The sequence below is a fragment of the Actinomadura sp. NPDC049753 genome (assembly GCF_040674655.1).
GTDB lineage: Bacteria > Actinomycetota > Actinomycetes > Streptosporangiales > Streptosporangiaceae > Spirillospora > Spirillospora verrucosospora.
In genome coordinates this window covers 1-19,372 of sequence record NZ_JBFARL010000154.1, presented here as the reverse complement: position 1 = coordinate 19,372, position 19,372 = coordinate 1, and the positions used below count along the sequence as shown (strand labels likewise).

Annotated in this window: 12 protein-coding genes; 6 read left to right on the top strand and 6 right to left on the bottom strand. The window is 74.3% G+C overall.

What is annotated here, in order from left to right:
• Nucleotides 1-2,074 (bottom strand): sensor histidine kinase (locus AB0K37_RS30405; protein ID WP_363986818.1); only part of this gene is annotated, 2,074 nt, incomplete at its 3' end.
• A gap of 477 nt (nt 2,075-2,551) precedes the next feature.
• Here AB0K37_RS30405 and AB0K37_RS30400 point away from each other — a divergent pair.
• Nucleotides 2,552-4,066 carry a M28 family metallopeptidase gene (locus AB0K37_RS30400; RefSeq protein WP_363986816.1) on the top strand — a complete coding sequence of 505 codons (1,515 nt, stop codon included), beginning with the start codon at nt 2,552-2,554 and terminating at the stop codon, nt 4,064-4,066.
• Nucleotides 4,067-4,176: 110 nt separating this feature from the next.
• On the opposite strand, the gene AB0K37_RS30395 is transcribed toward AB0K37_RS30400, so the two are convergent.
• Nucleotides 4,177-5,007, bottom strand: coding sequence for an LLM class F420-dependent oxidoreductase (locus AB0K37_RS30395; RefSeq protein ID WP_363986814.1), 831 nt, complete (start codon nt 5,005-5,007; stop codon nt 4,177-4,179).
• Nucleotides 5,008-5,069: 62 nt separating this feature from the next.
• Here AB0K37_RS30395 and polA point away from each other — a divergent pair, with 62 nt between their 5' ends.
• Genes polA through AB0K37_RS30380 form a run of 3 tightly spaced genes read left to right on the top strand, consistent with a single transcriptional unit; the run spans nt 5,070 to nt 9,818 of the window.
• Nucleotides 5,070-7,703 (top strand): DNA polymerase I, encoded by a 2,634-nt coding sequence (gene polA / locus AB0K37_RS30390; protein WP_363986812.1) that lies wholly within the window; start codon nt 5,070-5,072, stop codon nt 7,701-7,703.
• 45 nt (nt 7,704-7,748) lie between these two features.
• Nucleotides 7,749-8,249 carry an inorganic diphosphatase gene (locus AB0K37_RS30385; protein ID WP_363986810.1) on the top strand — a complete coding sequence of 167 codons (501 nt, stop codon included), beginning with the start codon at nt 7,749-7,751 and terminating at the stop codon, nt 8,247-8,249.
• A 12-nt stretch (nt 8,250-8,261) separates the two neighbouring features.
• Nucleotides 8,262-9,818 (top strand): FAD-dependent monooxygenase, encoded by a 1,557-nt coding sequence (locus AB0K37_RS30380; RefSeq protein ID WP_363986808.1) that lies wholly within the window; start codon nt 8,262-8,264, stop codon nt 9,816-9,818.
• On the opposite strand, the gene AB0K37_RS30375 is transcribed toward AB0K37_RS30380, so the two are convergent.
• Nucleotides 9,815-11,293, bottom strand: coding sequence for an NAD(P)/FAD-dependent oxidoreductase (locus AB0K37_RS30375; protein WP_363986806.1), 1,479 nt, complete (start codon nt 11,291-11,293; stop codon nt 9,815-9,817). The genes AB0K37_RS30380 and AB0K37_RS30375 overlap by 4 nt on opposite strands.
• 79 nt (nt 11,294-11,372) lie before the next feature.
• On the opposite strand from AB0K37_RS30375, the gene AB0K37_RS30370 reads away from it, so the two are divergent.
• Nucleotides 11,373-14,213, top strand: a complete 2,841-nt coding sequence (locus AB0K37_RS30370) for a hypothetical protein (protein WP_363986804.1) — start codon at nt 11,373-11,375, stop codon at nt 14,211-14,213.
• A gap of 28 nt (nt 14,214-14,241) precedes the next feature.
• Here AB0K37_RS30370 and AB0K37_RS30365 read toward each other — a convergent pair whose 3' ends face one another.
• Entirely contained in the window at nt 14,242-15,921 is a 1,680-nt protein-coding gene (locus tag AB0K37_RS30365; protein WP_363986802.1) for a glycosyltransferase family 39 protein, read from the bottom strand.
• A gap of 40 nt (nt 15,922-15,961) precedes the next feature.
• Nucleotides 15,962-17,623: a sulfatase gene (locus AB0K37_RS30360; protein WP_363986801.1), complete on the bottom strand. Its 1,662-nt coding sequence runs from the start codon at nt 17,621-17,623 to the stop codon at nt 15,962-15,964.
• A gap of 195 nt (nt 17,624-17,818) precedes the next feature.
• Between AB0K37_RS30360 and AB0K37_RS30355 the strand changes: the two genes are divergently transcribed.
• A complete protein-coding gene (locus AB0K37_RS30355; protein WP_363986799.1) occupies nt 17,819-18,424 on the top strand; it encodes a dihydrofolate reductase family protein in 606 nt (201 codons plus the stop codon).
• Here the strand turns inward: AB0K37_RS30355 and AB0K37_RS30350 are convergent.
• Nucleotides 18,393-19,229, bottom strand: a complete 837-nt coding sequence (locus AB0K37_RS30350; RefSeq protein WP_363986797.1) for a class II fructose-bisphosphate aldolase — start codon at nt 19,227-19,229, stop codon at nt 18,393-18,395. The two genes, AB0K37_RS30355 and AB0K37_RS30350, sit on opposite strands and share 32 nt — an antisense overlap.
• Between the last annotated feature and the right edge of the window lie 143 nt (nt 19,230-19,372).

The following is a 19,372-nucleotide window of genomic DNA, read 5'->3' as shown; positions in this document are numbered from 1 at the left end:
CCCCGAGGTCTTCAAGAACCAGTACGCCACCACCGAGGAGGAGGGCGACCGCTGGTACGACGGGCGGCCAGGACGCGGGTGCCTGGCCCCCGCCCGCGTGCGCGGCCGACCCGACCGGCTGCGGCGTCCCGGTCGCGTGGCCGCGCGTCATGTGCCAGTCGTCGTCGAGGACGACCAGCGCGTGCGGGACGAGGACGATCGCGGTCGTGCCCCCGTACGGGGACGGCAGGAGCGAGACCTGGATGCCGTGCCGGGCGGCGAGCCGCGCGACGACGAACAGGCCGAGCCTCTCGGTGTCGACCAGGTCGAACTCGACGGCGCTGGCGAGCCGCCGGTTCAGGTCCTCCAGCTCGTCGGGCGCCAGGCCGACGCCCCGGTCGACGACCTCGACGGCCAGCCCGTTGGCGACGGTCTCGACCTTGACGGTGACCTCCGTGGTCGGCGGGGAGAACGACGCCGCGTTCTCGATCAGCTCCGCCAGCAGGTGGATGACGTCGGCGACGACGTCGCCGCCGACCGCGGCCGAGGACGCGCCGGTCACCTCCACCCGCGTGTAGTCCTCCACCTCGGCGATCGCGGCGCGCACCACGTCCTCGGCGGCGACCGGGTGGTCCCAGGCGCGGACGGTCGGCGACCCCGACAGGATGACCAGGCCCTCGGCGTGCCGCCGCATGCGGGTGGTCAGGTGGTCGAGGCGGAACAGGTCGTCGAGCTCCTCGGGGCTGGAGGCGCGCCGCTCCATCTGGTCCAGCAGCCGCAGCTGCCGGTGCAGGAGCGACTGGCTGCGCCACGACAGGTTGATGAAGACGCGGTTGATGCTGGCGCGCAGCTCGGCCTCGCCGACCGCGGTGCCGACGGCCGTGCGCTGGACGGCGTCGAACGCGTCGGCCACCCGGGCGATCTCCCTCGTCCGCCCCCGTTCCGGCCGCGGCGCCTCGGCGTCGACGTCGACCTTCTCGCCGCGCCGCAGCCGGGCCACGACCGCGGGCAGCCGCTCGTGCGCGAGCCGCTGCGCGAACGCCTGCAGGTCCCGCAGCTCCTGCGCGAGGCGCCGGGCGAACAGCACCGAGAGCGTCACCGAGGCGGCCACGATCAGCAGGCCCACGACGCAGGCCAGGTAGAAGCGCAGCATGATCCGGTGTCCGGCCGGCTCGACGACGTCGTCGTTCAGGACGTCGCCGAGGCGGGAGGAGGAGGTGAACCACAGCGGGGTCAGCTCCTGCGTGGCCGTCCGCCACTGCCGGACGCCGGGATTGAGGCCCTGCCAGCGGATCTGGGTCTCGATCAGGGTGAAGGTGCCGTAGGCGGGCGACGTGGCGAGCTGCTCCACGACCCGGGACAGAGCGCCGGTCACCTCCACTCGGGCGAGCGAGAAGAACTGCTCGCGGTTGCCGGCCCAGCCCGAGAAGGCCATGCGCTCGGCCGCGGTCAGCCGGCGCGAGCCGGCCGCGGACATCAGGGCGTCCTCGCGCAGCATGAAGTCGCTCGCCCACGAGAAGTGGGTGATCCCGGCGCTCTGCCGGTACACCCCCGTGTCGTTGACGCTGATGAAGGTCGTCAGCAGCCGGAACGTCGAGTCGGAGAAGCCGCTGTAGGCGTCGATGGCCTGCACGGTGCTGGCCGCGTGCTGGGTGATCTGGGTCCGCAGCGGTTCGAGCTGGTCGAGGCTGTCGTCCAGCGCCTCCATGCGCTCCCAGAGCTCCGGGCCCATCGCGTCCTTGAGGCGGGGCTTGAAGGCCGCCGAGCGGAAGGCCGCCACGGCGGCGTCGGTCTTGGTCGCGAGGTCCTCGTAGGCCCGCCTGTCGGAGGCTGTCCGCGCCGTCAGGACGGCCACGGCGGCGGCGCGCTCGCGCTGGAGCGCCCCGATGACGGTGCCGGCCGGGAGCCCGACGTCCTTGTACATCCGCGTGAACTCCGACCGCTGCAGCGCGGCGGAGAGCGTCGTCCCCGCCGAGAACACCCACAGCGAGACGAGAGCGGTGAGCGGGATGGCGAGGAGCATCGCGATCCGCCGGCCGACCGGCCGCGTGCGCGGCCGCTCATGGGAGCCATGAAGCTGCTCGGGCTTCGTCACCGGCCCACACTCCTGATCGTCTTCGAACCGGCCGTCCCCGACCGACCTGGCGGGACCGGAGCATACTTAGTTCGATTTGCCGGGGACCAGAGGTCTCACCTGCGGCGACTTGTGACCTCTCGCGTGCGCCGCGTGAACTCTCGCCTCCCGGGCGGGTGCGCGGCGGTCTCCGGACACCGCGCCGGCGCGGCGCGTCCGGCCGCGCCAGGCCCGCCTTTCTCGCACGTCATTCCAGGTCAGGGGCTGGCGGTCGATATTTGATCTTGAAATGGAATGGCATTCGGGGCCTTGTCGAACGCGTCGGCGGAGCGCGGGGAAGGTCGCCGAGGGGTAATCGGCGGTGGCGTGTCAACCGTGTTAACCCGGTGAAGAACGAGGCCAATATTGGCCGTTTTGATGCTGAGTCGTGTCTTGTTGCGAGAAATGACAGGTGTCAGGCTTCGCTTTACTTTGTCCCCCCATCAACGGAGACCGAGCATGCGCAGAGCCGTGCTAGCCGTCCTCGCCGGGCTGTCGCTCGCCGCCACCACCGTGGCCGCGGCGCCCGCCCAAGCCGCGGGTCCGGCCCAGTCCAAGCTGGCCGCGCTCGTCAAGCTGAAAGACGTGCGGCACCACCAGCTGAACCTGCAGAAGATCTCGGACGCCAACGGCGGCAACCGGGCCGCGGGACTGCCCGGCAACAAGATCACCATCAAGTACATCGCGGACCAGCTCAAGCGGGCCGGATACGCGCCGGTGGTCCAGAACTTCGAGTTTGACTTCTGGCAGGAGCTGTCGGAGCCGGTCCTCGCCGAGACCGCGCCCGATCCGAAGACGTTCACGCCGCACGGCGACTTCGAGACGCTCCAGTACTCCGGGTCGGGCGACGTCACCGCCCCCGCCACGCCCGTCGACCCGGCGGCGACCGGTGACGGCAGCGGATGCGAGGCGGGCGACTTCGCCGGGTTCCCGAAGGGCCACATCGCGCTGATCCAGCGCGGCGGCTGCTTCTTCTCGCTGAAGACCGACAACGCGATCGCCGCCGGCGCGGCCGCCGTCGTCATCTACCAGCTGCCCGACCAGCCGGGCCCGGTCGGGGGGACGCTGACCACGCCCTACGACCTCCCGGTGGTCGGCCCGACGAACGCGGTCGGCAAGGCCCTCGTCCAGCAGGCGCAGAACGGCGGCGTCACGCTCCGGGTCAAGACCGACACCCTGAACGAGAAGCGCCAGGCCGCGAACGTCATCGCCGACACCAGGCGCGGCAGGGCCGACAACGTCGTGGTCGTGGGCGCGCACAACGACAGCGTCACCGCCGGGCCCGGCATCAACGACGACGGCTCGGGCACCGCGACGCTGCTGGAGATGGCCAAGCAGATCGACAAGCTCGGCTCCAAGGTCCGCAACAAGGTGCGCTTTGCCTTCTGGGGCGCCGAGGAGGAGGGCCTGCTCGGCTCGCAGTACTACGTCGACAACCTCCCGCAGGCCGAGCGCGACAAGGTCGCGCTGATGCTCGACTTCGACATGCTCGCCTCGCCCAACTACGTGAACTTCGTCTACGACGGCGACAACAGCGCGGGCGAGAACAACGTCGAGGCCCCCGCCGGGTCCGGCGCGATCGAGAAGGCGTTCGTCGACTACTTCGGCAAGCGGAAGCTGCCCACCGACCCGACGCCGTTCAACGGACGCTCGGACTACGACGCGTTCATCAGCGTCGGCATCCCCGCCGGCGGCCTGTTCACCGGCGCCGAGGGCATCAAGACCCCCGAGCAGGCGAAGCGGTACGGCGGCACCGCGGGCCTCGCCTACGACCCGTGCTACCACCAGGCCTGCGACCGGTACGACAACGTGAGCCTGAAGGGCTTCGACCAGATGATCGACGGCACCGCCGCGGTCACCGAGCTGTTCGCGCACAGCACCCTGACGGTCAACGGGAACGAGCTCGCCCGCAGGCAGGCGCAGCCCAGGAAGCGCGTGACGCCGGACGTCGTCGGCAACCACGCGACCCGGTAGGACCCGTCACACCGAGGGACGCGCCCGGCCCCGGGCGCGTCCCTCGCCATGTCCGCCCCGCGTGTGCGGGGGGCTGCTCGAAACGGCGTCCGCTCAGAGCGGCGTCTCGGTCAGAGCAGCGCCTCGGCGATCGACCGCAGGGCGGGACGGGGATCGCCGCCGGGCTCGGTCAGCACCTGGACGGCGACGTTGTCGGCGCCGGCCTCCAGATGGGCCTCCAGCCGCGCGGCGACCGCCGCCGCATCGCCGTGCGCGACCAGCGCGTCCACGAGCGCGTCGCTGCCGCCGCCGGCGAAGTCGTCGGCGGTGAACCCCAGCCGCTCGAAACTCGCGACGTAGTTGCGCAGGGTGAGGTAGCGGCCCAGGGTCTCCCTGGCGATCGCGCGGGCGCGCACCGGATCGGGTTCGAGCACGACCTTCTGCTCCGGTGCCAGCAGCGGGCCCGCACCCAGGATCTCCCGCGCCGACCGGGTGTGCTCGGGCGTGGTCAGGTACGGGTGGGCGCCCGCGGCGCGCTCGGCCGCCAGCCGCAGCACCTTCGGGCCCAGCGCGGCGAGGACCCGGCCTTCCACGGGGACGTTCCCGGCGTCCAGCCGGTCGAGGTAGTCCACGATCGTCTCGTACGGGCTGCGGTACCCCTGGTTCCGCTCCCGGTGGCCGATGCCGGCGCCGAGCAGGAACCGGCCGCCGTGCGCGTCGTTCAGCCGGTGGTAGGCCGCGGCGGCCTCCTCGGCCGGCGTGCTCCACATGTTCACGATGCCGGTGGCGACCACGATGCGGCCGGTCGCGGCCAGGAGCCGCCCGGCGATGTCCGGATCGTCCGGCGAGCCCCCGATCCAGACAGTGCCGTAGCCGAGTTCCTCGACGTCCCGGGCCAGTTCCGGGCTCAGCTGGGGCCAGGGGAGCCAGATCCCGAGCCGTCCAAGTTCGATCTTGGTCATGCCGTCTCCAACACCTCCGCCGCCGGTTTCATGCCCATGCCCGGGGTGCCAGGATGTGACACATGACGGACCGGCCCCGCCTGCTGCTCCTGGACGGCCACTCGCTGGCCTACCGGGCGTTCTACGCGCTGCCGGTCGAGAACTTCACCACCACCTCCGGGCAGCCGACCAACGTCGTGTACGGCTTCGCGAACATGCTCGCCAACGTGCTGCGGGACGAGCGCCCCACGCACGCGGCCGTCGCGTTCGACGTCTCCCGGCAGACGTTCCGCACCGAGGCGTTCCCCGAGTACAAGGCCACCCGGTCGCGGTCGCCGAGCGAGTTCGGCAGCCAGCTTCCGGTCCTGGACCGGCTGCTCGCCGCGATGAGCGTGCCGGTGCTGCGGGTGCCCGGCTACGAGGCCGACGACGTCATCGCGACGCTGGCGACGGCGGCGGAGGCGGACGGCATGGACGTCCTGATCGTCACCGGCGACCGGGACGTGCTCCAGCTCGTCAGCGACGACGTCACCGTCCTGTACTTCTACCGGACGGCGTCGGAGATGATCCGGTACACGCCCGGCGCGGTGCGGGAGCGGTACGGGCTGACCCCGGCGCAGTACCCCGACTTCGCGGCGCTGCGCGGCGACCCGTCCGACAACCTGCCGAGCATCCCCGGCATCGGGGAGAAGACCGCCGCCAAGTGGGTCCGCGACTACGGGTCGCTGGACGCCCTGCTGGAGCACGCCGGCGAGGTCAAGGGCAAGGCGGGGGAGAAGCTGCGCGCCGCCGCCGGGACCGTCGCGCTGAACCGGCGGCTGACCGAGCTCGTCCGCGACCTGGACCTCCCGGTGGGGCCCGCCGACCTGCGGCGGCGCCCGTACGACCTGGCGGCCTTCACCTCCCTGCTGGACGAGCTGGAGTTCCGCAACGCCAGCATCAGGCAGCGACTGTTCGCGGCCGACCCGGGCGGCGGGCGGCCCCCTCCCGACGCCGAGCCGGAGCCCGTCCAGGGGCGGGAGCTCGGGCCCGACGAGCTGGCCGGCTGGCTGGGGTCGCACGCGACCGGTCTGACCGGGCTGGCCGCCGACCACACCTGGACGCGCGGCGCGGGAGACGTCGAGCGGATCGCGCTGGCCGCCGGCGACGGGAACGCGGCGTCGTTCGAGCCGTCCGGCCTCACCGCCGGGGACGAACGGGCCTTCGCCGCCTGGCTGGCCGACCCCGGCCGGCCCAAGGCCCTGCACGACGTGAAGTCGCTGCTGCGCGTGTTCGGCGAGCGCGGCTGGCGGCTCGAAGGGGTCGCCACCGACACGGCGATGGCCGCCTACCTCCTGCTGCCGGGCCTGGCCGCCTACGGGATCGGCGACCTCGCGGGCCGCCATCTCGGGCGCCGCCCGTCCGCCGAGGGCGCGGCCGGGCTGATGCTGGGCGCCCGCGCCGTCCTCGACCTCGCGGGCGTGTTCGCCGCGGACCTGGCGTCCACGGGCATGGACGAGGTCCTGCGGGACGTCGAGCTGCCGCTCTCGCGCCTGCTCGCCCGCGCCGAGCGCGCCGGCGTGCACGTCGACGCGGAGCTGCTGCACGAGCTGGAGCGGTACTTCTCCGAGGGGATGGAGCGCGCCGCCGACGAGGCCGCGCGGATCGCCGGGCGCCGCTTCAACCCCGCCTCGACCAAGCAGCTCCAGGAGGTGCTGTTCGGCGAGCTCGACCTGCCCAGGACCAAGAAGATCAAGTCGGGGTACTCCACCGACCTGGACGCGCTGACCTGGCTCGCCACCCGGACCGACAACGGCCTGCCGCAGGTCCTGCTGCGCCACCGCGACCAGGCGCGGCTGCGCTCCACGGTCACCGGGCTCATCCGGGAGATCGGCGCCGACGGCCGCGTCCACACGGACTTCCAGCAGACCGCCGCCGCGACCGGCCGGCTCAGCTCCGCCGACCCGAACCTGCAGGTCATCCCCATCCGGACGGAGGAGGGGCGGCGGATCCGCCGCGCGTTCACGCCCGGCGAGGGCTACGAGTCGCTGATGACGGCCGACTACGGGCAGCTCGAACTGCGCGTCATGGCGCACCTCTCGCAGGACCCCACGCTCCTGGCGGCGTTCGAGTCCGGCGAGGACCTGCACACCACGATGGCCGCGCGGGTCTTCGGCGCCCGCCCGCAGGACGTCACCCCGGACATGCGCCGCAAGATCAAGGCGATGTCGTACGGGCTGGCCTACGGGCTGTCGGCGTTCGGCCTGGCCAGGCAGCTCGGCATCCCGGTGGCCGAGGCGCGCCCGCTGATGGACGCCTACTTCGAGCGGCTCGGAGGCGTCCGCGACTACCTCGACCACGTCGTCGCCGAGGCCCGGGCCACCGGGTACACCCGCACGATCCTCGGCCGCCGCCGCTACCTGCCCCATCTGAACAGCGACGACCGGCGGCGCCGCGAGACGGCCGAGCGGATGGCGCTCAACGCCCCGGTCCAGGGCTCCGCCGCGGACATCGTCAAGATCGCGATGCTGCGGGTGGACGAGGCGCTCACCGACGCGGGGCTGGCCAGCCGCCTGCTGCTCCAGGTGCACGACGAGATCGTCCTGGAGGTGGCGCCCGGCGAGGCCGGCGCGGTGCGGGAGATCGTCCGCACCGGGATGACGACGGCCTACCCGCTCGCGGTCGGCCTGGAGGTCGCCATCGGCGCCGGCCCCGACTGGAACGCCGCCGCCCACTGAGGTGGCGGGGCGGCTCGTGGGTAGTGCTCCCATGGGGAGGGATTCATGGAGATCGACATGATTGTCGAGATTCCCCGGGGATCGCGCAACAAGTACGAGATGGACCACCGGCTCGGACGCATCCGGCTCGACCGGATGCTGTTCACCTCGACGCAGTACCCGGTGGACTACGGTTACATCCCGGACACGTGCGCGGAGGACGGCGACCCGCTGGACGCGATGGTGCTGCTGGAGGAGCCGACCTTCCCCGGGTGCGTGATCAGGGTGCGCAGCATCGGGGTGTTCTGGATGCTCGACGGGGGCGTCCCCGACGCCAAGATCCTCACCGTGGCGGCCGGGGACGTCCGCTACGCCGGGATCCGCGATCTGCGGGACGTCCACGAGCACACCCTCGACGAGATCGCGCACTTCTTCGACATCTACAAGAACCTGGAGCCCGGCAAGGGCACCGACGTGCGCGGCTGGCAGGACCGGCGGGTCGCCGACCGGACGATCGAGCGGGCCGCCGAGCGCGCGCGGGAGGTGGCCGGGAACGCCGCGACGTGATCGGGTGGACGCGTGAGGGACAGCGAACCGGTCGTCGTCGTGGGCGCGGGTCCCGTCGGCCTGGTCACGGCGCTGCTGCTGGCGCGCCACGGTGTGCCGTCGGTGGTGCTGGAGGCCGCCGCCCGCCGCGACCCGTCCGGGTCCCGGGCGATCTGCTTCCAGCGGGACGTCCTCGACGTGCTCGACCGGGTCGGGTGCGCCGAAGCGATGATCGCCCGCGGCGTGACGTGGACGACCGGCCGCACCTACCACCGCGGGGACGAGTTGTTCGCGGTCACCTTCCCCGACGCGGGGCGCAGCGCCGTGCCGCCCTGGATCAACATCTCCCAGGCGGAGGTCGAGGCGCGGCTGCGGGAACTGGCCGCGGCCGAGCCGCTGGTGGAGGTCCGGTACGGGCATCGCGTCACCGGCGTGAGCCAGGACGGCGACGGCGTCGAGGCCCGCGCCGAGGGCACCGCCGGCGGGACGGTGCGCGGCACCCATCTGGTCGGCGCGGACGGCGGGCACAGCGCCGTCCGGGACCTGCTCGGCATCGGCTTCCCCGGCCGTACCTTCACCGACCGTTTCCTCATCTGCGACATCCGGGCGGACCTGCCGTTCCCGAGCGAGCGGCGGTTCTTCTTCGACCCCGAGTGGAACCCCGGGCGCCAGGTCCTCGTCCACCAGTGCCCGGACCGGACCTGGCGCATCGACTGGCAGGTCCCCGCCGACCACGACCTCGACGCCGAGCGCAGGTCGGGCGCGCTCGACGCCCGCATCCGCCGGATCACCGGGGACGTCCCGTACGAGATCGTGTGGGCCACCGTGTACCGGTTCCACGAGCGGGTCGCGGCGGCGTTCGCGTCCGGCCGCGCGTTCCTGGCCGGGGACGCCGCCCACGTCTACGCTCCGTTCGGCGCCCGCGGCCTGAACTCCGGCGTGCAGGACGCGGAGAACCTCGCCTGGAAGCTCGCGTACGTCCGGCACGGCTGGGCGCCGCCCGCGCTGCTGCGCAGCTACGACGCCGAGCGCCGGGCCGCCGCCGGGGAGAACCTGCGGGTGACCACGCGCACGATGGAGTTCCTCGTCCCGCAGACCGCGCGGCAGAGAGCCCGGCGGCTGGAGTCCCTGGAGGCCGCCCGGACGCACCCGGACCCCCGCGCGATCATCGACTCGGGCAGGCTCGCCGAACCGTTCTGGTACCTGGACTCGCCGCTGACGACCCCGGCCGGGCCGGTGGAGGACTTCCCGCGCGGCCCCGGGGCCGTCCGCCCGCCGCTGCCGGGCGTCCTCTGCCCGGACGGTCCGTGCGTCGTGGACGGGAAACCGACCCGCCTGCGCCGCCTGTTCGGCACGCGGTTCGTGGTCCTCACCCAGGGCGGGCGCGCCGAGAGGCTGCCGACCGACGTCCCCCACGAGATCCACGCCCTGGAATCCATCGACACCGAGGGGGTGCTGCGGACGGCCCTGCGGGCGGGCCCGGACACGGTGCACATCGTCCGGCCGGACGGTCACCTGGCCGCCGTGCTGCCGGCCTACGACCCCGCCGTGGCGGTCGCGGCCCTTCACCGGGCCTGCGGGCGCTCCTAGCCGGCGTCCAGGACGGCGCGGGCCGCGTTGTGGCCCGGGATCCCGCTGACTCCTCCGCCCCGTCTGGCACCCGCTCCGCAGACCAGCTCGCGCGGATGCTCGGTCTCGACGCCCCAGCGCCCGCGTTCCCCGTCCGCCTCCGCGAATGGCCATGACAGGTCGCGGTGGAAGATGTGGCCGCCCGGGAGGCCGACCGCGTTCTCCAGGTCGACGGGCGTCTTGGCCTCCAGGCACGGGGTGCCGTCCGGGGCGCGCAGGAGGCAGTCCTCGATCGGTTCGGCGAGCACCGTATCGAAGGACGCCAGCGTCGCGCGCAGCGCCGCCGCGCGCGAGCCTTCGGGGTCCGCCCGGAACAGCCGCGCCGGCATGTGCAGGCCGAACAGCGTCAGGGTGTGCGCCCCGGCCGCCCGCAGTTCCGGCCCGAGGATGGACGGGTCGGTCAGCGAATGGCAGTACACCTCGGCCGGCGGGACGGACGGGACGCGGCCGTCGCGGGCTTCGCGGTAGGCCCTGTCGATCTGCCTTCGTCCCTCGTTGATGTGGAAGGTGCCCGCGAACGCCTCCTCCGGCCGGACGGAGGGGTCGCGCAGCCGCGGCAGCCGCGAGAGCACCATGTTCACCTTCAGCTGCGACCCCTCGGCCGAACTCTCGCGCGGCATGTTGACCAGCACCCATCTGGCCGAGACGGCGTGCTCGGCGCCGCCGGCGTCCCGGAAGGTCACCTCCCCGGCCGGGTCGACGTGCAGGACCTCCATGCCGGAGCGCAGTTCGGCCCCGGCCGCGCGGGCGGCGTCGGCCAGGGCCCCGGTCACCGCGCCCATGCCGCCGACGGGCACGTTCCAGTCGCCGGTCCCGTTCCCGATGACGTGGTAGAGGAAGCACCGGTTGGCCAGCAGGGAGGGATCGGAGGTGTCGGCGAACGTGCCGATCAGCGCGTCGGTGAGGACGACGCCGCGCACGGTGTCGTCGGTGAAGCGCTCGTCCACGACGTCTCCGATGGGCCGCTCGAACAGGTCGCGCCACGCCTCCCGGTCGTCCACCGCGTCCCGGAGCTCCGCGCGGTCGCGCAGCGGTTCCAGCAGGGTCGGCGCGACGCGTTCGGCGACATGCCCGGCCATCGCGTAGAACCTCCGCCAGGCGTGGGCATCGTTTCCGAGGGAGGCGGCCGTCCGCGCGGGGTCCCCGTTGTCGATCAGCAGGCCGCCGTCGCCGACCGGCGTGTACGAGGCGAACCGCCGTCCGCGCAGCTCGATGCGCAGGCCGAGGTCCCGGACGATCCGCGACGGCAGCAGGCTCACCAGGTAGGAGTACCGCGAGAGCCGTGCGTCCACGCCCGGGAAGACGCGCGCGGAGACCGCCAGCCCGCCGAGGTGCCCGAGCCGTTCCAGCACCAGCACCCGCCTGCCGGCGCGCGCCAGGTAGGCGGCCGCGACCAGGCCGTTGTGCCCGCCGCCCGCGATGATCACGTCGTACATGACCACAGGGAACCACACGGGCCGCCCGATGCGGGGAAATCCGTTGGCCGGTGCGGGCGCCGGGAGGATGATGGGGCGAATGAAGATCCGGCTTTCTGGGGGTGTGGTGGCGTCCGGGCGCCATGCCTGGATCGCCCGCCCCTCCGGACCGCAGAGGCTGCTGGACGGGGCGGACGCGCACCCGGGGACGCCCGTCGCTCTGGGCCCCGAGGGCGCTCCGGCGGAGGACGTGGCGAGCGCCGTCCGGAAACTGTCGCTGCTCGTCGCCGACGGGGGCGCCGTCGCGGCGGGAGCGGGCGTCGATCTCGGCGCCGGGTTCCGCTCCGCGCGGCTGGAGGGGGCGCGCGGGGACCAGCGGGACGCGGTCCTGTCCGCGCTGCGGGCGGTCGGCCTCCACGGCGCGCACCGTCTCGGCGAGCGGGCCGGGGTGCTCGTCGCGCTCTTCGGGCCCGCGGTCACCAAGCGGGTCGGCGCGGCCGCCGGGCGGGCCGCCGAGGAGGGGCGCTGGGCGGCGCTGCACCTGGCGTCCGCGGCCAGCGACGTCCTCGGACCCGAGCAGCTCGAACAGGTGCTCGCCCTGGAGGCGCCCGAAGGCGTCGACCTCACCCCCGGCGGATCGCCGTCCGTGCTCGCGGGGTACCTGCGGCAGGTGCTCGGACCGGTGCCCGCGCCCCGCAGGCTCGCGCTGGTCCTGGACCTGTGGGAGCGGGTCGCCGAGCACCGGGCCGGGCCGGCCCGCCGGGAGGCGCGGCTGGCGACGCAGAGCCGCCGCAGCCGGTACACCGACCTTTGCGAGCGCCGCCTCCACGATGAGGACGAGCGGATCGTGTCGCGGTTGCGCAGGGATCTCGGTGTCGCGGAGCCCTCGCTCGCCGACGCCGCGCGCTGGACGCCCGCCCGGTGGCACTGGCACGACCGGCTCCACCGCGTCCTTGAGGACGCGATCGGCGCGACCGCGCTGCTCCGGACCGCCGCGGCCACCGCCGACCACGGGCTTGCGGAGGGCCTTGAGCGGTCGGCGCCGACCCTGCGCGCGGCCGCGTCCCTGACGTCCGACCAGGCCGCCGTGGACGCCGCGCGGCGCGTTCCGGGGCTGACCGGCCTCCCGGTGCGTCCCGCCGCCTACGTCCGCGACCTCGTGCGCAGGCTGGACGCGGGCGGGCCGACGGACGCCAGGCTCGCCGGCTACGTCAGGCCGCGCCTGGCCTGCGCCCGCGACTTCGCGCTCGTCGTCATCGACGACGTCGGGAAGCTGATGGAGGCGATGGTCGGCGTGCACGACGACGTCCTGGGCGCCTGGTCGCGCAGCCTGGAGAGCTGGCGGGAGGCGGCCGGGTACGACCGGCCTCCCGCCGAGTGGGACGGCATCCCGCCGTGGACCGGGCCGATGCTGGGAGGCGCCGAGCCGCTGCGCCGCAGGCTCGCTCCCGGGCAGGACCCGGCGACCGTGGAGACCGTCGCCGACCTGCTCTGGTACGTCGACCTGATCGACGCCCTCGCCCGGCTGCACGGGCACGAGCGGGCGCAGCCCACCGAGGGCACCGGCGATCCCTGGTTCCTCCACGATCCGCCGCCGGTGGTCGAGCCGCTGACCCCGCGCCTCGACTCGCTCATGGTCGCCGTCTCCGGCGCGGCGCAGCTGGTCGCGCTCGGCGGCGTCCCGCCCCGGGCGCCCCGCACGTGGGCGGCCCTCACCGCGGGCCTCATGTCGGCGACCGCGATCGCCGAGGCCCTCACCGGCGACTTCGACGTCCCCGCGCCGCTCGCCGCCCTGGACGACGCGGCCGTCACCGGGACGCGCCTCCGGCTCAAGATCGCCCGCAGTGCCCGGGACGCCGCCGAATGGGCGGACTACATGGGCAACTGCATCGCGGGACCGGCCTACGTCGAGGACGCCAGGGAGGGCCGCAGCGGGCTCGCGGGCCTCTACGACGCCGACGGCCTGCTGGTCGCGAACGCGGAGCTGATGCCGTTGCGGCCCGCGTCCCGGGGCTGGCGCGTCAGCGAGATCGCGGCGAGGTTCAACGACGCGCCCGACGAGACCCTCGAACAGCGCTTCCGCGCGTGGGTCGCCGCGATCCCGGGCGCCGTCCAGGACGAGGCCCCGCAGGCGCCGGAGGAGCTCCCGCCGGCGCGTCCGGCTCGGCGGCGCGCCGCGCCCCGCCTCGTCGAGGAGGCCGGGCCCGCCCTCGGTGAGCTCGCGCTCCGGTCGTGGGCGCGGGCCGCCCCGGAGGCGCTCGACGTCCTCGCCGCCGTGGCCGGGACCGGGCCGGACGCCGCGCTCGCCCGGCTGCGCCGCTTCGGCGGCCCGCAGCTCACCGGGGCCGTCGGCCGGGCCCTGGACGAGGGCGCCACCGATCTGGTCCGGCTCTGGGCGGCCTCCGGCCACCGCCCCCTGCGCTCCGCGCTCGACGCCCTCGACCCGGCGCTGCGCGGCCGCTACGACCAGCTCCCGCTGCTGCTCGGCGAGCCGCCGCTGCCGAAGACGCTGCGCAGGCTCGTCAAGCTTCCCGCCGTCGCCGACGCCTACTCCCTCGACCTGGTGGCGCGCCGCGTCCGCCGTGCGATCGGGGCCCTCGCCCTCCAGGACGACCCGGTCATCGCCCGCGCCTTCGCCAAGCCGACGGCCGAGCGGCCGCTGTGCGCGCTGGCGGTCGCCGCCACCTGCGCCGCGCCGGACACCGGCCTCGTCCCCGTGATGCCGCCGCGCACCACCACCGTCCCCGGCTACCCCGCCACGACGCTGGAGGACGAGGAAGGCCCCTGGCAGCGCGCCCTGCCCGCCGCCCGCGAGCTGGGCGCCGACACCGCCGTGTTCTGGGACGAGATCGCCGAGCACGGGCTCCGCGTCCCGGCGTCCTGGCTGGCGCACGGCGGCTGGGCGGCGCTCTGGTCCCGCGCCCACACCCGCCGCCGCTGACGCGCGCCCCCTCGGAGCCCCGAAGGCGCTACGGGCGCGGGGCGGGCCGGCGGAAGATGGTGACCGAGTACCCGACCTCGTCGATCGGCTCGCTGGTGCGGATCAGCGGCGTCAGCCGGGGGTCGTTCTTGACGAGCCAGCTGTCGGAGACGACCAGCAGCCCGCGCACCTCGCCGGGCGGGGCGGTGAGCGGGTCGCGCGCGCGGATGCCGTAGGCGGACGGGACGCCGCTGCCCTTGAAGACCAGCCAGACCGGCTCGCCCGGATACCGCTCCCGGAGCCGGTCGGCGAGCCGCCCGAGGTCCTGGCCCCAGTCGACGTTGGAGTCGTGCAGGCGCAGGTGGGTCTTGGACGGGCCGCCGAACGCCTCGTTGGAGTACGGCAGGTAGTAGGGGAAGGCGCGCAGCGAGCTGACCGCGACGAGCATCAGCAGCGCGACCGTCGCGGCCCTGGCCCAGCGCCACGGGACGAGGACCGCGCCGCCCGCCGCCACCGCCAGGAAGATCGGGACGAAGATGGCGTAGCGGACGCCGAGGTCGCGGGACCCGGTCATCGCCACCGCCAGCAGGACGGCCGTGGGCCCGAGAAGGTACGGCGCGGCCGGACGCAGCCGGGGCAGCGCCGCCGTCGCGGCGACGCCCGCCGCCCACAGGACGAGCATCCCCAGCGGCGTCTTCACCAGCAGCGCGGCCGGCAGGTAGTACCAGCGGGAGCCCCGGTAGACGTCGCCGAACAGGAAACCGGTCCATCGCATGTCCTCGAAACCGAACTGCGCGCGCATCCCGTCCTGGAAGGGCCGGGGGAACGGCAGCCAGCCGGCGGCGAGCCCGCGCAGCCCGCCGGCGGACGGCAGGCCGGCGGGCGCGGCCCAGCGCAGGCGCGGGTCCACGGCGAGGTAGCTCGCCCACACCACCGCGACGGCCAGGACGCCGACGCCGGCCGCCGACAGCAGGGCGGTCGCCACGGGACGGCGCGGCGGGCGGGACGTCCGGACCGACACCGCCGCCAGGACGAGGAGCACCGGCAGCGCGGGCAGCGCGCTCATCTTCGTCGCCACGGCCGCGCCGAGCGCCGCCCCGGCGAGCGGCAGGCAGAGCCGCGGCCTGCGCCTCGCGCGCCAGAGCAGCCACACCGACGTCAGCAGCAGGCCGACCGCGGGGACGTCGAGCGTGGCCAGCGACCCGTGCGCGATGACGTCGGGGGAGAAGGCGTAGAGGGTCAGTGCCGTGAGCCCGCCGGCCGGACCGGCGAGGTCGCGGGCGAACGCGAAGACGACCAGCCCGAACAGCAGGGTCAGCGCGATGACGGGCAGCCGCCCCGCGAGCAGCACCCGCTGAGGGTCGTTGCCCCACCGGTACAGGAACTGCCTTCCGAGCCTGTAGTCGCTGCCGGTGAAGGAGGCGCGCAGGTGCGGCCCGGCGAGCACCGCCCCCGCCCCGATGACGAGCTTGCCGAGCGGCGGGTGCTCGGCGTTGTGGCGCAGGTCGTGCTGGCGGAGGTAGACCACGCCGGTGCTGATGTAGACGGGCTCGTCGACGGTCGGGCTCTGCTGCACGGCCGTGGTCACCATCGCGGCGCCCATCTGGGCCAGCAGCACCGAGACGACGGCCGCGAGCAGCCAGCGCCGGCGCAGTGCGCGGAACCGGCCCGGCGCCGCCTCGGCCGAAGGCGCCGCGGGCCGTCCGGGCTCCGCGGACAGCGAGGTCACGCCGCCACCCCTTCCCGGAGAGCGTCCCCCTGATCTCCGTTCAGCCCCCGAACGCGGTCAAGAATCGGTCGCGGAACGCGCTCATCGGCCACACCGGGGTGTTCCTGCCGGGACGCAGGCCGTCCTGCCAGCCCCACCCGGAGATCCTGTCCAGGACGGCGCCGTCCTTCGCCACGATGGTGATCGGGACGTCCCGGCTCGCGCCCGGCCCGGTGATGAGCGGCGCGGGCTGGTGGTCGCCGAGGAAGACCAGCACGGTGTCCTTGCCGCCGTAGGTCTCCAGGAACGAGACGAGCGTGTTCAGCGTGTACTCGATCGACGAGCGGTACTCGGCGCGGATGCGGCCGGGCGCGGGCCACGGCGCGTCGTAGCCCTTGCCCATCCCGTTGAAGACCGAGCCGTCGCCGACACGCTCCCACGGGACGAGCCGCGGGACGGACGCCCACGGGGCGTGGCTGGACACCAGCGCCGTCTCCGCCATCACCGGCGCCCGGTCGGCCTTCGCCAGTTCGGTGCGCTGGAGCCTCGACAGGGTGTACTGGTCGGGCATTGTGGCGAAGCTGAAGCGCGGGCCGCGGTAGCCGAGGTTCCGGTCGTCGTAGACCTTGTCGTAGCCGTAGAAGGACGCCTCCGGCCAGGCCCGCGTGATCGCCGGCATGAGCGCGACGGTCCGGGAGTCCGCGCGGTGGAACGCCCCGTTCAGCGTCAGCCGGTCGCTGTTCACGAGGGCGCGGTACCGCTGCTGATTGTTCACCCACAGGCCCGACAGCAGCGTGGCGTGCGCCAGCCAGCTGCCGCCGCCCGCCGTCGAGGACGTGAGCCAGCCGCTGCGCGCGGAGAACCCCGCCTTGCGGAGCCGCTGCGTCCCCTGGTCGAGGACGGCGCCGACCTGCGGCGCGTACTGCGGGCTCTCCACGGCCGACCGCCCGTAGCTCTCCACGAACGCCAGGACGACGTCCTTGCCGCGCAGCCCGGTCAGCAGCTTGCCGGGCGGCGTGTCGCGGAACCTGTCGACGGCGGCGGCCCTGGCGAACTCCTTGCGGTCGTTCAGGCTCGTCCCGACCTGCCGCGCGTGGTCGTAGGCGAGGACCGCCGCGCTCCTGGACGCCACCGGCACGCCGTGGACGAACTGCGCCCCGAGCACGGCGCAGGCGAGCCAGACCGTCCCCAGCACGCCGGCGGCCCAGGACGCCGGCTTTCTGTGCCGGACCGCCACGCCGCTCAGACGCAGCGTCGACAGCGTCGTCAGAGCGACCACGCCGACCGCCAGCGCCACCGCCAGCCCGACGGCCGCGATCGCCCCCGCCCGCCCGGACGACTCCTTGACGAACTCCACGGCAGGCCCCAGCAGCGGCCAGTCCAGCACCAGGTCGAACGGCCGGACGAGCACCGCGTCGAACCCGATGTCCAGCACCTTCAGCACGAGCAGCAGCCCGAGGACCGCCCCCGCGGCGCCCGCCGCGTACCGCCTCGCCCCGGCCGGGAGCACGAGGATCAGCGCGACGCCGGCCACGCCCTCGATCGGGACGCGCACGAACGCCCCCGGGGTCAGGAGGGCGAACTCGGCCGGCGCGACCAGCGCGACCAGCACGAGCAGGAACGCCGCGCCGGTCACCGCCCGCGCCGCGACGCGCCGCCGGCGCGGCCGCTCACCGGCCTCCGGGGCTGCGGCGGGCACGTCGTCGTCTGTGGTCCGCTCCAAGCGGCTGTCGGTGGTCAGGTCGTCCTCCCAGGTTCGGGCCCCCCGCCGCGCATGCGACACCCCACAGCACGTCCACGCCACGGCCGCGGGTTCAAAAAAATCTCATCTTCGGGGGTCCGGGATGTCGAGAACGCGGAAGTGGGTCCGATCCACTGGTGAAAGGCGCCGCAGGGGCGCCGCCAAGGAGGCACCGCAATGAGCAAGGTCACCTGTGACATCGGGATCTCGGTCGACGGGTTCGCCGCGGGTCCGAACCAGCGCCTGGAGGAGCCGCTCGGCGACGGCGGCGAGCGGCTGCACCGGTGGATGTTCGAGGAGCAGGAGGCCAACGCCGAGGAGATCGCCAAGATCACCTCGGCGGGGGCCTACATCATGGGGCGCCACATGTTCGGCCCCGACCGCGGCCCGGCGTGGAACCCGGACTGGACGGGCTGGTGGGGCGAGGAGCCGCCCTACCACGCGCCGGTCTTCGTGCTGACGCACCACCCGCGCGAGAGCGTCGTGATGAAGGGCGGCACGACGTTCCACTTCGTCACCGACGGGATCGAGTCGGCGCTGGCCCGGGCGCGGGAAGCCGCGGGGGACAGGGACGTCTCGATCGCCGGTGGGGCGAGCACCGTGAACCAGTACCTTGCGGCGGGCCGGATCGAGGAACTCCGCCTCCACATCGCCCCCGTCGTCCTCGGGGAGGGCGAGCGCCTGTTCGAGGGCGTCGGCGACCTGGCGCTGGAGCCGGTCGACGTGACCCGGACGCCCCTGGTCACCCACGTCACCTACCGTGTCGGCGGCCCGCGCGGATGACGTGCAGCAGGCGGGCGACCTCGGCGGCGACCGCGTCGCGGCCGGCGGAGACGTAGCGGCGCGGGTCGACCAGGCCGGGATCGGCGGCCAGCCGGTCCCGGACGGCGGCGGTGAACACCTTGTTCAGCTGCGTCGCGATGTTGATCTTGGTCATGCCGTGCTCGACGGCGGCGGCGAGCCCGTCGTCGGGCACCCCGGAGGACCCGTGCAGGACCAGCGGGACGGGCACCGCCGCGCGCAGCCGGGCGATGAGCGCGAGATCGAGGACGGTGTCGCGGGTCAGCATCGCGTGGGACGTGCCGACCGCGACCGCCAGGGCGTCCACGCCCGTGGCGGCCACGTACCCGGCGGCCTCCTCCGGGTCGGTGCGGGCGTGCGGGGCGTGCACGCCGTCCTTCCCGCCGATCTCGCCGAGCTCCGCCTCGACCCACACCCCCTCGGCCCGGCAGCGGGCGGCGACTTCGGCGGTGCCCGCCACGTTCGCCTCGTGCGGGAGGCCGGACGCGTCGAACATCACCGACCCGAACCCGAGGGCGACCGCCTCGCGGACGAGGTCCGCCGAGGTGGCGTGGTCCAGGTGGACGACGACCGGGACGGACGCGGCGCGGCCGAGCGCCAGCACCGCCCGGCCGATCGGGCCGAGCGCGCCGTGGTAGGCGACGCAGTTCTCGCTGATCTGCAGGACCACGGGCGCGCCCGCCCGCTCCGCGCCGGCGACGATCGCCTCGGCGTGCTCCAGCTGGATCACGTTGAAGGCCCCCAGCCCGCGGCCCCGCGCGGCCGGTCCGGCGATGACGTCACTCATGGGGGCGAGCGGCATGGTTCTCCTCGGTCCGGAGGGTGACACGGGGCAGCAGCGCGGGAAGCCCGGCGGGGTCGACCTCGCCCGCGACGGGGGAGCGGACCGCGCAGGCGGCCAGCGCGACGGCGCGGCGGAGCCGGTCCGGC

Excerpts from the sequence above, each read along its gene's own strand:
- AB0K37_RS30400 (WP_363986816.1), top strand. The coding sequence starts at position 2,552 with ATGCGCAGAGCCGTGCTAGCCGTCCTCGCCGGGCTGTCGCTCGCCGCC.
- AB0K37_RS30395 (WP_363986814.1), bottom strand. The coding sequence starts at position 5,007 with ATGACCAAGATCGAACTTGGACGGCTCGGGATCTGGCTCCCCTGGCCC.
- polA (WP_363986812.1), top strand. The coding sequence starts at position 5,070 with ATGACGGACCGGCCCCGCCTGCTGCTCCTGGACGGCCACTCGCTGGCC.
- AB0K37_RS30385 (WP_363986810.1), top strand. The coding sequence starts at position 7,749 with ATGGAGATCGACATGATTGTCGAGATTCCCCGGGGATCGCGCAACAAG.
- AB0K37_RS30375 (WP_363986806.1), bottom strand. The coding sequence starts at position 11,293 with ATGTACGACGTGATCATCGCGGGCGGCGGGCACAACGGCCTGGTCGCG.
- AB0K37_RS30370 (WP_363986804.1), top strand. The coding sequence starts at position 11,373 with ATGAAGATCCGGCTTTCTGGGGGTGTGGTGGCGTCCGGGCGCCATGCC.
- AB0K37_RS30355 (WP_363986799.1), top strand. The coding sequence starts at position 17,819 with ATGAGCAAGGTCACCTGTGACATCGGGATCTCGGTCGACGGGTTCGCC.
- AB0K37_RS30350 (WP_363986797.1), bottom strand. The coding sequence starts at position 19,229 with ATGAGTGACGTCATCGCCGGACCGGCCGCGCGGGGCCGCGGGCTGGGG.